The organism is Escherichia sp. E1130 (assembly GCF_005781065.1).
Lineage (GTDB): Bacteria > Pseudomonadota > Gammaproteobacteria > Enterobacterales > Enterobacteriaceae > Escherichia.
In genome coordinates, this window is sequence record NZ_VATL01000016.1 from 289828 (window position 1) to 300040 (window position 10213).

Genomic DNA, 10213 nt, shown 5'->3' on the forward strand with positions numbered 1-10213 from the left:
TTATGACTTATTGGTTTTAGCTCTATCATGCTGATCGCGAATAAAGTCAGCGAGTTTAAGCATTAAATCTTCCGTCATGCGAATTGTTGCAATGTTGTACTTTACGCTTTCAGTGTCATTACTACCATCAGCGTCCCATTCTGTAACATGCTGAAAGAAAGATATGGAGCCTAAGCGATCGTCATCTTCCCCAAAAGATGAATATCCAAATGCATCAGCATATGCATCTACACAGTTATTTGATTTTTTAATAAGTTTTTTATCACTCATTTTTTGCCTTTCCCGTAATGTTATTTTTATAAAGAATTCTTTCAGCGCATTACCCAAAAGCCTCATCAGCACGCAGCTGATTATCCGTGTTTCCTGTACGTCTGCGGCATGCTCCCAATAACCTTACCGAATATGAATACCCGATTCATCTCGTCTTTCTCGATCGGGTCCCACGGTGAGTAGCTCTTGTTATCAGAGATAACCAGCAGCTTATCCTTCATCATTTGCAGGCGCTTTACATGGGCTGTGTCGTCGTACAGAAACGCATAGATGCCATCACCGTCGAAAGATTTAACAGTGATATCAACGAACAGCAGGTCACCTGGTTCGATCGTCCCTGACATGCTGTCACCGCGCACGTTAATGATGCGGATATTTTCCGCCTTCCTGCCATCGAACATGTGACGAGCATCGTCAAACGAGTACTCAACCGAGCGTAGAACTTCCACAAACTCACGGTTGATGACACCCGGTCCGGCACTGACTTCTATATCAAGAACGTCAATCTTGAAGTATTTTGAATGGCTGACAGTTGATTGTATTGGTTGCACGGTACTGTCTGACATATTTCCAACGCCAGAAGATAACCATTCTGCGCGCACACCCAAAGCGTTTGCGATCTCCACGATTTTAGTTGTTTGGTTAGCTTTCCCTGTTTCGATTTTCTGAATGGCAGCCTGGCTAACCCCGACCATATCCCCAAGCGCCTTTTGTGTAAGGCCTCGCGCTAATCTGGCTTCTTTAAGTCTTTCTGAGAGTGTTGTTTTCATAGTCCAAATGTACAACCAAGGTTTTATTCCATCAAACGAAAATGGTTGTTGACTAAAAACAACCATAGTTTTAATCTTGATTCAAATTAACCACGGAGGTTGTTATGAACCCAGCTATCAAAACAGCGATCAATATCGTTGGTTCACAAAAGAAACTGGGCGCTGCTTGCGAAGTTTCACAGCAGGCCGTCTATAAGTGGCTTCACAACAAAGCAAAGGTATCCCCTGAACATGTCGGCAGCATTGTTACGGCTACTGGTGGAGTAGTGAAGGCATACCAGATTCGCCCGGATCTTCCGAAGTTGTTTCCACACACCGAAAAGAACGCAGCTTAAATTTCCATTTAACGCTCTTTAACAATAAGCAATCAACTTAACAGTCAATTCAAACTAAAGGAGTCAATTATGCAACCACTTACATACCAACAGACTAGCGGATTTAGCCCGACTGCGGTGATAAATCGTTCTCAAACAAAACAGGTGCCAGGCCACGAAAAAATCCGTGATGCCGTCCGCGCTTGGTCGGCTGAAGATAATCAGGATGTCGTTGCCACACTCATTGTGAATGAGTATCGGGAGCAGGGCGGCGGCACCATCGATTTCCCTGATGATGTCAGCCGTGCACGCCAGAAGCTGTTCCGCTTCCTCGATAACAAATTCGATTCTGAAAAATACCGAAATAACGTGCGTGAACTGACCCCGGCAATTCTGGCGGTACTACCGCTGGAATATCGCGGTTACCTGGTTGAGCAGGATAGCTTCATGGCTAGGTTGGCTGAAATGGAAAAGGAACTCAGTGAGGCAAAACAGGCTGTCATTCTCAACGCACCACGCCACCAGAAACTGAAGGAAATTAGTGAAGGTATTGTGTCGATGTTTCGTGTGGACCCAGATCTGGCTGGTCCATTGATGGCGATGGTTACTACCATGCTGGGGGCGATATGACAGGTTCAGAAATGGCGAAAGCCGGTCTGCTGGAACAGAACCGACTTTCAGGTGCAAATCGTAACACACTCATTGCGGGAGGAATTATGGCAAACACTGCTGAGATATTCAATTTTCCAGTGCCGGATGCGGCACAAAAGGAGCCGCGCGTGGCAGATCTCGATGATGGTTATACGCGCATTGCAAATGAGTTGCTGGAAGCTGTGATGCTGGCCGGATTAACACAGCACCAGCTTCTGGTCTTCCTGGCTGTCATGCGCAAAACATATGGCTTTAATAAAAAACTGGATTGGGTGAGCAACGAGCAACTTTCCGAGTTAACCGGGATATTGCCGCACAAGTGTTCTGCTGCAAAAAGTGTTCTGGTAAAGCGTGGGATTTTAATTCAGAGCGGGCGGAATATCGGCATCAATAATGTGGTCAGTGAATGGTCAACATTACCCGAATCAGGTAAGAAAAATAAAGTTTACCTGAAAGAGGTAAATTTACCTGAATCAGGTAAGAAAAGTTTACCCAAATCAGGTAAAGGCACTTACCCGAATCAGGTAAACACAAAAGACAAACTAACAAAAGACAATATAAAACCTTTTTCGTCCGAGAATTCTGACGAATCCTCTGACCAGCCAGAAAACGATCTTCCTGTGGTGAAACCGGATGCTGCAATTCAGAGCGGCAGCAAGTGGGGGACAGCAGAAGACCTGACCGCCGCAGAGTGGATGTTTGACATGGTGAAGACCATCGCGCCATCAGCCAGAAAACCGAATTTTGCAGGGTGGGCTAACGATATCCGCCTGATGCGTGAACGTGACGGACGTAACCACCGCGATATGTGCGTGCTGTTCCGCTGGGCATGCCAGGACAACTTCTGGTCCGGTAACGTGCTAAGTCCGGCCAAACTCCGCGACAAGTGGACCCAACTCGAAATCAACCGTAACAAGCAACAGGCTGGCGTGACAGCCGGAAAACCAAAACTCGACCTGACGAACACTGACTGGATTTACGGGGTGGAGCTATGAAAAACATCGCCGCACAGATGGTTAATTTTGACCGTGAGCAGATGCGCCGGATCGCCAATAACATGCCGGAACAGTACGACGAAAAGCCGCAGGTACAGCAGGTAGCGCAGATTATCAATGGTGTGTTCAGCCAGTTACTGGCAACTTTCCCGGCGAGCCTGGCTAACCGTGACCAGAACGAACTGAACGAAATCCGCCGCCAGTGGGTTCTGGCTTTCCGGGAAAATGGGATCACCACGATGGAACAGGTTAACGCTGGAATGCGCGTAGCCCGTCGGCAGAATCGACCATTCCTGCCATCACCCGGGCAGTTTGTCGCCTGGTGCCGGGAAGAAGCATCCGTTAACGCCGGGCTGCCAAACGTCAGCGAGCTGGTTGATATGGTTTATGAGTATTGCCGGAAGCGTGGCCTGTATCCAGATGCAGAGTCTTATCCGTGGAAATCAAACGCGCACTACTGGCTGGTTACCAACCTGTACCAGAACATGCGGGCCAATGCGCTTACTGATGCGGAATTACGGCGCAAGGCTGCCGATGAACTGGCCTGTATGACCGCGCGAATTAACCGTGGAGAGGCGATACCTGAACCAGTAAAACAACTTCCTGTCATGGGTGGCAGGCCGCTTAATCGTGTTCAGGCGCTGGCGAAGATCGCCGAAATCAAAGCGAAGTTTGGGCTGAAAGGGGCGAGTGTATGACGGGCAAAGAGGCAATTATTCATTACCTGGGGACGCATAAGAGCTTCTGTGCGCAGGACGTTGCTGAGGTAACAGGCGCAACAGTAACCAGCATAAATCAGGCTGCGGCTAAAATGGCGCGGGCAGGAATCTTGGTCATTGATGGTAAGGTCTGGCGAACGGTGTATTACAGGTTCGCTACCAGGGAAGAACGGGAAGGAAAGGTGAGCACGAATCTGATTTTCAAGGAGTGTCGCCAGAGTGCCGCGATGAAGCGGGTTTTATTTGTTTATGCGGCGGGGGGAGGAAATCAGTGAGGTTGACGATAACTAATATCTGGCGCTATATTCTGTGTGTTGCCGCAAAATCGGCACACGGGATTGGCGTCCCGGATAAGGTAATCGCGACTACTACACGCCGCGAGCGTGTTTTTTATTGTCGTAAGCATACGCACATCTGAATTATGGTGGGGCGTGTAGGGCCGACTTCGGTCGGGCCGGTTGATTACCCCGGTTACGCCAACCCTACATGTCTCACCACCAAACTGATTGGCGTCAGCGGTGGTGGTTAACTTGATTTATAGGTAATCATCATGAGCACACAACTAGTCTTTCATCAAACAAAATTCCATCCTGTTAAACACAACAACAGTATCTGGCTTACTGCCGTTGAGATTGCTCAAGCTCTCGGATATAAAAAATCTGATGCCGTAACTCAGATCTACGATCGAAATTCCGATGAATTTAGGGCAGATATGACTGAGACCCTCAATTTGAGTGTCTCAGGGAACTACCAGAAAACAATACGCATTTTCTCCCTCCGTGGTGCCCATTTGATCGCTATGTTCGCCCGCACTCCTGTAGCCAAAGAATTCCGCCGCTGGGTTCTGGATATTCTCGATCGAGAAGTTCAACAATCCCCAATCACAAAACAATTCACTGATAACGAACTTTGCACACCCGCCTGGTTATGGCGAGCAGGGGATGTGATGTTAACCGCCTGCCAGAATGTTACTCCACTTCTTCAGGTTGCGGAGCATCGCGAAGCCGGTCGCTTTACTTCTATTGAGCAAGAATATCCCCAGATACTACATAAGGCGCGCGAAATCCTTGCCAGAGAAACGGCACATGTAAGATTCCAGCCGTGGCAGGATGATAAGTGGAGCCGAGTATTGCCGCATTTGCGTTCTGAGCAGTAGCAATAAAGTTTCCGGTGAGAAATGTCACCAGCATTTTGTTATGAAACGGGTATTGGCGGTATATGGGGGCGGGGCTTTAGTTATTAGGTGTCGAGAATTAATTGTTTGTAGCAATATAAAAAGGAACGCTTAAGTTCGTTTATTTTTTAAGCTTCATATACATAGTGGATAAAAATGAGAACCACCCGCTGAACGGGTGGTTTTGCGCAAGTTAAATTTTATAATTTCAGTGAATCTTTACGCGGTAATAATGCAAATGATAGTTGAAAAAAGCACTATCAGTCGATAGACTCACCGTAGGATGCAACTGCCTGAGCGCTGTATATAATAGAAGTATGCTGGGTATATCCAGTATCCATCAGACAAGAATAAGTATTATCATCTTTATTAAAAGCGTAAATGCTACAAACACCCTCAAGCTCACAACTTGTGTCCCATCCACTATTAGTTAACGTGCCCCACTCCTGGTAAAGTCCTGCGTTAACTTTTCGATTGATATGATGCCATCCGCTATTTTCATCAATATAGTCACTATCGATATCATGTATTCTAGGAAATTCTCCGTTCATGTTTTCAATCCACGGTAAAATCTTTTTAACTGAGTTATAAGTTTCAATGCTGTATTTGAAAAAACGCTTCACGATAAAAATATAGATGCCGGCAGATTTATTCGTTGATTTATCAGTGGCGAAAATGACAAAAATCTTCCCAACGCACTTTTCATCTACGCCCGGAAAAGTTACTGTGCCATCCTGGCTAACCGCCAGAACATTATTGTCTGCATTAGTGCCACAGGTCCATTTTACCTTGTCATTATTAATAGGGTCATTATCAATGACCATCTTGAAGGTTGCTCCTGGGAACAAACTGTTAGGGAAACAGTAACCACTCTCCATATCATTTTTAATATCATAGATATGGCTATCAACTAACACGCCTGTAATTTTGCTCATCATTGAACTCTCTTTGTTTGTTAAATAAAAAGTTTTATTCCTGAACAACGGAACACGCTGATATTAATGCAACCAATGAATTGTTGTTGTTATTTGGAGGTTATATAGTGGTATGAATGTTATTATACGATGTCTCTGAGTGATGGGGTAAGGATTATATGATTCGCTTTTGAGATTTACCTATGTCAGGCGTTGCTGTTCATGTTCGTCCCCGTTGTCAGTCTTCTTAGTCTGAGCTAATGTGATCATCAATGGGTTATCAGTTTTCTCTGAAGTTATATAATTAATTGAGCGCCATAGCACCATGGGGCATTGTTGAATTTCATCTTCAATTGATTTTCCATAATCAACTCGCCATAATCATGTCATCGGAGCCTGAACACCTCCGGTGACTTCTGCGCTAAACGGGGACGTTTATGCGCACACACAATCCAAACTCTCTTCTCCCTTCACAGATGCAGAAATGCACCTGCGATTTTTTGCATCCAACGTTTGACCTCTGCGGAGGTGAAGCGTGAACCTCCCACAAGACGGCATCAAATTGCATCGCGGTAACTTCACCGCTATCGGTCAGCAGATCCAGCCTTATCTGGAGGATGGAAAATGCTTTCGCATGGTGCTTAAACCGTGGCGGGAGAGACGCAGTCTTTCCCAGAATGCACTCAGCCACATGTGGTACAGCGAAATCAGTGAATACCTCATCAGCAGGGGGAAATCGTTCGCTACCGCAGCATGGGTAAAAGATGCTCTCAAACACACATACCTCGGTTATGAAACCAAGGACCTGGTTGATGTCGTAACCGGCGAAATCACTACTATCCAGTCGTTACGCCATACCTCCGATCTTGATACCGGAGAGATGTATGTCTTCCTGAGTAAGGTTGAATCTTGGGCGATGAGTATTGGCTGCCACCTGACTATTCCGCAGAGCTGCGAGTATCAGCTGCTGCGTGATAAGCAGGAGGCGTAATGGCTACACCGCTTATTCGTGTCATGAACGGACACATCTACAAAGTACCAAATCGTCGTAAGCGTAAACCTGAGCTGAAGCCATCCGAAATACCAACACTGCTCGGATATACCGCCAGCCTGGTTGATAAAAAATGGTTGCGACTGGCAGCAAGGAGGAATCATGGCTGATTTGAGAAAAGCAGCGCGTGGTCGGGAATGCCAGGTAAGAATCCCTGGCGTATGTAATGGCAATTCTGAAACGTCTGTACTGGCACATATCCGGCTGGCTGGATTGTGCGGTACCGGTATCAAACCGCCAGACCTGATTGCCACCATTGCATGTTCTGCCTGTCACGACGAAATCGACCGCCGCACACATTTTGTCGATGCTGAGTATGCAAAAGAATGCGCGCTGGAAGGTATGGCGAGAACGCAGGTTATCTGGCTGAAAGAGGGGGTAATCAAGGCGTGAATACTTACTACATCACACTACCCTGGCCGCCGAGCAATAACCGCTACTACCGCCATAATCGCGGGCGCACGCACATCAGCGCAGAGGGGCAGGTATACCGCGATAACGTCGCCCGAATCATCAAAGGCTCCATGCTGGATATCGGTCTGGCTATGCCAGTGAAAATCCGTATTGAGTGCCACATGCCGGATCGCCGTCGCCGTGACCTGGATAATCTGCAAAAAGCAGCTTTTGACGCACTCACCAAAGCAGGTTTCTGGCTGGATGATGCTCAGGTCGTTGATTATCGCGTTGTGAAAATGCCCGTTACCAAGGGTGGGAAGTTGGAGCTGACCATCACTGAACTGGGAGATGAATGATGTTTGAGTCTTATATGGCAGAACGTCTTCGCCGCCGCTGGGGGCGCCTGCGCTTATATCGTTTTCCCGGTTCTGTTTTGACCGATTACCGAATACTGAAGAATTACGCCAAAACACTGGCAGAGACAATTGTATGAAGCCAGAGATAACGATCGGTTGATGCCGTTTTATTGTTTTTTGCTGCCAATTGGCGTGCTGGTGTAAATGGAGAACGAGAATGAATCTTGAGGCCTTACCAAAATATTACTCCCCAAAATCTCCAAAATTGAGCGATGACGCACCGGCGACAGGCTCTGGCTGTTTAACGATTACGGATGTGATGGCTGCGCAGGGGATGGTGCAGTCGAAAGCACCGCTTGGGTTTGCCTTATTCCTGGCAAAAGTTGGTGTTCAGGACCCTCAGTTTGCAATTGAAGGTCTGCTCAATTACGCGATGGCACTGGATAACCCGACATTGAATAAATTGAGTGCAGAAACACGGTTACAGATTATTCCTTACCTCGTGAATTTTGCCTTTGCTGATTATTCCAGGTCTGCGGCAAGTAAGGCTCGCTGTGAGCATTGTGCTGGTACGGGATTTCATAATGTATTGCGCGAAGTGGTGAAACATTCCAGAAGCGGGGAATCCGTTATCAAGGAAGAGTGGGTGAAGGAACTATGTCAGCATTGTCATGGTAAGGGAGAAGTCAGCACAGCGTGCAGAGGGTGTAAGGGTAAAGGTATTGTCCTGGATGAAAAAAGGACCCGGCTTCATGGCACGCCTGTTTATAAGATTTGTGGGCGTTGCAATGGAAACCGGTTTAGCCGTTTACCAACCACACTGGCGCGGCATCATGTCCAGAAACTGGTACCGGACCTGACGGATTATCAGTGGTACAAGGGGTATGCTGATGTTATTGATAAACTGGTTACAAAGTGCTGGCAGGAAGAAGCATATGCAGAAGCACAGTTGAGAAAAGTGACAAGATAAATAATTTTCGCCGAAGATATCGACATGATGCTTGCATTTTTCAAAAAATATGGATAGGATTTTCTCAACGATGGGCTTTGTATGTCCGGTGTTGAGAAAAAGTAGAAAACCCGCTAATGAGCGGGTTTTTGTGTTTTAAATGGGGAGGTGGCTGGATGTCTAAAATAAACATTGCTTCCAAGTGTACAACTATGCGTTAATGGCTGCGTCGGTTTGAAGAACAGACGATATACGAAGTAGTTTACTAAAGCAGTTCTCATTTCAGGTGTTATTCACTTATTCCTTCTTTGAGTCTCTCCAATTAAGTACGAAGTCGTTTCTGTTATACAAATCATTTATGCCGAAAGGCTCAAGTTAAGGAATGTAGAATGTCAAATAAAATGACTGGTTTAGTAAAATGGTTTAACGCTGATAAAGGTTTTGGCTTTATTTCTCCTGTTGATGGTAGTAAAGATGTGTTTGTGCATTTTTCTGCAATTCAGAATGATAATTATCGAACCTTATTTGAAGGCCAAAAGGTTACCTTCTCTGTAGAGAGTGGTGCTAAAGGTCCTGCAGCAGCAAATGTCATTATTACTGATTAAAATTCATAGCTTGTCTGTATACGATAACGAAGAAGGCTGATGCCTGAGTAGAGATGCAGATAGAGTTGTGGGTATTGAATCCCATTTTGTGGTGAAGTGCAGGTTTGCTGCATGAATAGTTTTACAGTAGAAGCTAACTGCTGGCATAGCAATACAAAGTGCGTAAGTGGGTAACTACCACAAAAAGCACCACAATCTCAAACCCGCGCAGGCGGGTTTTTTATTATCTGATTTAAATATATTATTAAAATATAAAAACTCTTTGTAAGTAATCGAAACACTCAGGCAACAGCTTTAAGATTTGTTTGGAATACTTTGTTGCAATGAGGGCAGATCAAAAGGGCACCTTTTTGTACTCTAGAAAAACTGTGTTCTGATTCTTGGGTACAGTTTGGGCAAGAACATTTTACGAGATAATTACGGCGTGATTTTGAGTCTTTACGTTCTGACATAGGCTTTTCCTGTATAAATGGCCGTATACATTACACTAAATAGAAAAATATATCCCGCATTATTATTTAATAGATGGTTTTTCTTTTAAAATATTTAACCACATTATTTTAATTTTCTGTTTTTTGAGCGTCGTTGAGAACAACGTTTGCTGTAAAAACTAACCCGTAGACTCCGATCTTTTCAAACATATTGCACCATCCGTGTACATCGGGGTGAGGATATGAAATCAATGGATAAGTTAACAACAGGTGTCGCCTATGGCACCTCTGCAGGCAGTGCTGGCTACTGGTTTTTACAGTTGCTCGATAAAGTCACGCCATCACAGTGGGCGGCAATAGGTGTGCTGGGTAGTCTGGTATTTGGCCTGCTGACGTACCTGACAAACCTTTATTTCAAGATTAAAGAAGATAAGCGTAAGGCTGCGAGAGGTGAATAATGTCGCCATCATTACGCAAGGCTGTTGCAGCTGCTATTGGTGGTGGGGCTGTTGCCATAGCGTCTGTGCTCATCACTGGTCCGAGTGGTGACGATGGTCTGGAAGGTGTCAGCTACATACCATATAAAGATATCGTTGGCGTATGGACTGTATGTTACGG

Annotated in this window: 20 protein-coding genes and 1 pseudogene; 17 read left to right on the forward strand and 4 right to left on the reverse strand. The window is 45.7% G+C overall.

Going from position 1 to position 10213, the window contains the following annotated elements; all coding sequences use genetic code 11:
• Together FEK66_RS16905 and FEK66_RS16910 are read right to left on the reverse strand one after the other, a co-directional pair.
• Positions 1 to 270: a hypothetical protein gene (locus tag FEK66_RS16905; RefSeq protein ID WP_061092792.1), complete on the reverse strand. Its 270-nt coding sequence runs from the start codon at positions 268 to 270 to the stop codon at positions 1 to 3.
• An 80-nt stretch (positions 271 to 350) separates the two neighbouring features.
• Positions 351 to 1040: a helix-turn-helix transcriptional regulator gene (locus tag FEK66_RS16910; RefSeq protein ID WP_044709189.1), complete on the reverse strand. Its 690-nt coding sequence runs from the start codon at positions 1038 to 1040 to the stop codon at positions 351 to 353.
• 104 nt (positions 1041 to 1144) lie between these two features.
• On the opposite strand from FEK66_RS16910, the gene FEK66_RS16915 reads away from it, so the two are divergent.
• The 7 genes from FEK66_RS16915 (at position 1145) to FEK66_RS16940 (ending at position 4875) form a co-directional block, all read left to right on the forward strand.
• Positions 1145 to 1375: a helix-turn-helix domain-containing protein gene (locus FEK66_RS16915; protein WP_001067458.1), complete on the forward strand. Its 231-nt coding sequence runs from the start codon at positions 1145 to 1147 to the stop codon at positions 1373 to 1375.
• 69 nt (positions 1376 to 1444) lie between these two features.
• Entirely contained in the window at positions 1445 to 1984 is a 540-nt protein-coding gene (locus tag FEK66_RS16920; protein WP_001182899.1) for a toxin YdaT domain-containing protein, read from the forward strand.
• Positions 1981 to 3000, forward strand: a complete 1020-nt coding sequence (locus FEK66_RS16925; RefSeq protein WP_171023571.1) for a replication protein — start codon at positions 1981 to 1983, stop codon at positions 2998 to 3000. Before FEK66_RS16920 ends, FEK66_RS16925 begins: the two co-directional genes overlap by 4 nt.
• A complete protein-coding gene (locus FEK66_RS16930; RefSeq protein WP_130216497.1) occupies positions 2997 to 3698 on the forward strand; it encodes a replication protein P in 702 nt (233 codons plus the stop codon). Before FEK66_RS16925 ends, FEK66_RS16930 begins: the two co-directional genes overlap by 4 nt.
• Positions 3695 to 3994 (forward strand): protein ren, encoded by a 300-nt coding sequence (locus tag FEK66_RS16935; RefSeq protein ID WP_130216499.1) that lies wholly within the window; start codon positions 3695 to 3697, stop codon positions 3992 to 3994. The genes FEK66_RS16930 and FEK66_RS16935 overlap by 4 nt, the downstream gene beginning before the upstream one ends.
• Positions 3995 to 4140: 146 nt before the next feature.
• The gene (locus tag FEK66_RS26020) at positions 4141 to 4248 is read left to right on the forward strand and encodes an ash family protein (protein WP_215629063.1); all 108 of its coding nucleotides are present in this window, start codon (positions 4141 to 4143) and stop codon (positions 4246 to 4248) included.
• 21 nt (positions 4249 to 4269) lie between these two features.
• Entirely contained in the window at positions 4270 to 4875 is a 606-nt protein-coding gene (locus FEK66_RS16940) for a BRO family protein (RefSeq protein ID WP_135493756.1), read from the forward strand.
• 278 nt (positions 4876 to 5153) lie between these two features.
• On the opposite strand, the gene FEK66_RS16945 is transcribed toward FEK66_RS16940, so the two are convergent.
• Positions 5154 to 5831 (reverse strand): hypothetical protein, encoded by a 678-nt coding sequence (locus tag FEK66_RS16945; protein WP_135493758.1) that lies wholly within the window; start codon positions 5829 to 5831, stop codon positions 5154 to 5156.
• Positions 5832 to 6244: 413 nt separating this feature from the next.
• On the opposite strand from FEK66_RS16945, the gene FEK66_RS16950 reads away from it, so the two are divergent.
• The 8 genes from FEK66_RS16950 (at position 6245) to cspB (ending at position 9164) form a co-directional block, all read left to right on the forward strand.
• Entirely contained in the window at positions 6245 to 6346 is a 102-nt protein-coding gene (locus tag FEK66_RS16950; RefSeq protein WP_073978393.1) for a hypothetical protein, read from the forward strand.
• On the forward strand, positions 6343 to 6798 hold the full coding sequence (locus FEK66_RS16955; RefSeq protein WP_135406132.1) for a YbcN family protein: 456 nt from the start codon (positions 6343 to 6345) through the stop codon (positions 6796 to 6798). Before FEK66_RS16950 ends, FEK66_RS16955 begins: the two co-directional genes overlap by 4 nt.
• Positions 6798 to 6968, forward strand: coding sequence for a NinE family protein (locus tag FEK66_RS16960; RefSeq protein WP_000224907.1), 171 nt, complete (start codon positions 6798 to 6800; stop codon positions 6966 to 6968). The genes FEK66_RS16955 and FEK66_RS16960 overlap by 1 nt, the downstream gene beginning before the upstream one ends.
• The gene (locus tag FEK66_RS16965; RefSeq protein ID WP_032176362.1) at positions 6961 to 7251 is read left to right on the forward strand and encodes a DUF1364 domain-containing protein; all 291 of its coding nucleotides are present in this window, start codon (positions 6961 to 6963) and stop codon (positions 7249 to 7251) included. The genes FEK66_RS16960 and FEK66_RS16965 overlap by 8 nt, the downstream gene beginning before the upstream one ends.
• Positions 7248 to 7610 carry a crossover junction endodeoxyribonuclease RusA gene (gene rusA, locus FEK66_RS16970; RefSeq protein ID WP_001492872.1) on the forward strand — a complete coding sequence of 121 codons (363 nt, stop codon included), beginning with the start codon at positions 7248 to 7250 and terminating at the stop codon, positions 7608 to 7610. Before FEK66_RS16965 ends, rusA begins: the two co-directional genes overlap by 4 nt.
• Positions 7607 to 7747: a YlcG family protein gene (locus tag FEK66_RS16975; protein ID WP_135406134.1), complete on the forward strand. Its 141-nt coding sequence runs from the start codon at positions 7607 to 7609 to the stop codon at positions 7745 to 7747. Before rusA ends, FEK66_RS16975 begins: the two co-directional genes overlap by 4 nt.
• A gap of 80 nt (positions 7748 to 7827) precedes the next feature.
• On the forward strand, positions 7828 to 8580 hold the full coding sequence (locus tag FEK66_RS16980) for an antitermination protein (protein ID WP_135493760.1): 753 nt from the start codon (positions 7828 to 7830) through the stop codon (positions 8578 to 8580).
• 368 nt (positions 8581 to 8948) lie between these two features.
• Positions 8949 to 9164, forward strand: a complete 216-nt coding sequence (gene cspB / locus FEK66_RS16985) for a cold shock-like protein CspB (protein WP_000066486.1) — start codon at positions 8949 to 8951, stop codon at positions 9162 to 9164.
• A gap of 281 nt (positions 9165 to 9445) precedes the next feature.
• Here the strand turns inward: cspB and ynfU are convergent, their stop codons facing one another.
• The gene (gene ynfU, locus FEK66_RS26025) at positions 9446 to 9616 is read right to left on the reverse strand and encodes a putative zinc-binding protein YnfU (RefSeq protein WP_001405948.1); all 171 of its coding nucleotides are present in this window, start codon (positions 9614 to 9616) and stop codon (positions 9446 to 9448) included.
• A 221-nt stretch (positions 9617 to 9837) separates the two neighbouring features.
• Here ynfU and essD point away from each other — a divergent pair, with 221 nt between their 5' ends.
• The gene (gene essD / locus FEK66_RS16990) at positions 9838 to 10053 is read left to right on the forward strand and encodes a phage lysis protein EssD (protein WP_000839596.1); all 216 of its coding nucleotides are present in this window, start codon (positions 9838 to 9840) and stop codon (positions 10051 to 10053) included.
• A pseudogene (locus FEK66_RS16995) lies at positions 10053 to 10213 on the forward strand (lysozyme); the annotation flags it as partial. The gene essD and the pseudogene FEK66_RS16995, both read left to right, overlap by 1 nt.

What these genes read in the sequence shown, in the direction of transcription:
- FEK66_RS16905 (WP_061092792.1), bottom strand. Translation starts at nt 270, where the DNA reads ATGAGTGATAAAAAACTTATTAAAAAATCAAATAACTGTGTAGATGCA.
- FEK66_RS16910 (WP_044709189.1), bottom strand. Translation starts at nt 1,040, where the DNA reads ATGAAAACAACACTCTCAGAAAGACTTAAAGAAGCCAGATTAGCGCGA.
- FEK66_RS16915 (WP_001067458.1), top strand. Translation starts at nt 1,145, where the DNA reads ATGAACCCAGCTATCAAAACAGCGATCAATATCGTTGGTTCACAAAAG.
- FEK66_RS16920 (WP_001182899.1), top strand. Translation starts at nt 1,445, where the DNA reads ATGCAACCACTTACATACCAACAGACTAGCGGATTTAGCCCGACTGCG.
- FEK66_RS16925 (WP_171023571.1), top strand. Translation starts at nt 1,981, where the DNA reads ATGACAGGTTCAGAAATGGCGAAAGCCGGTCTGCTGGAACAGAACCGA.
- FEK66_RS16930 (WP_130216497.1), top strand. Translation starts at nt 2,997, where the DNA reads ATGAAAAACATCGCCGCACAGATGGTTAATTTTGACCGTGAGCAGATG.
- FEK66_RS16935 (WP_130216499.1), top strand. Translation starts at nt 3,695, where the DNA reads ATGACGGGCAAAGAGGCAATTATTCATTACCTGGGGACGCATAAGAGC.
- FEK66_RS26020 (WP_215629063.1), top strand. Translation starts at nt 4,141, where the DNA reads ATGGTGGGGCGTGTAGGGCCGACTTCGGTCGGGCCGGTTGATTACCCC.
- FEK66_RS16940 (WP_135493756.1), top strand. Translation starts at nt 4,270, where the DNA reads ATGAGCACACAACTAGTCTTTCATCAAACAAAATTCCATCCTGTTAAA.
- FEK66_RS16945 (WP_135493758.1), bottom strand. Translation starts at nt 5,831, where the DNA reads ATGATGAGCAAAATTACAGGCGTGTTAGTTGATAGCCATATCTATGAT.
- FEK66_RS16950 (WP_073978393.1), top strand. Translation starts at nt 6,245, where the DNA reads ATGCGCACACACAATCCAAACTCTCTTCTCCCTTCACAGATGCAGAAA.
- FEK66_RS16960 (WP_000224907.1), top strand. Translation starts at nt 6,798, where the DNA reads ATGGCTACACCGCTTATTCGTGTCATGAACGGACACATCTACAAAGTA.
- FEK66_RS16965 (WP_032176362.1), top strand. Translation starts at nt 6,961, where the DNA reads ATGGCTGATTTGAGAAAAGCAGCGCGTGGTCGGGAATGCCAGGTAAGA.
- FEK66_RS16975 (WP_135406134.1), top strand. Translation starts at nt 7,607, where the DNA reads ATGATGTTTGAGTCTTATATGGCAGAACGTCTTCGCCGCCGCTGGGGG.
- FEK66_RS16980 (WP_135493760.1), top strand. Translation starts at nt 7,828, where the DNA reads ATGAATCTTGAGGCCTTACCAAAATATTACTCCCCAAAATCTCCAAAA.
- cspB (WP_000066486.1), top strand. Translation starts at nt 8,949, where the DNA reads ATGTCAAATAAAATGACTGGTTTAGTAAAATGGTTTAACGCTGATAAA.
- ynfU (WP_001405948.1), bottom strand. Translation starts at nt 9,616, where the DNA reads ATGTCAGAACGTAAAGACTCAAAATCACGCCGTAATTATCTCGTAAAA.
- essD (WP_000839596.1), top strand. Translation starts at nt 9,838, where the DNA reads ATGAAATCAATGGATAAGTTAACAACAGGTGTCGCCTATGGCACCTCT.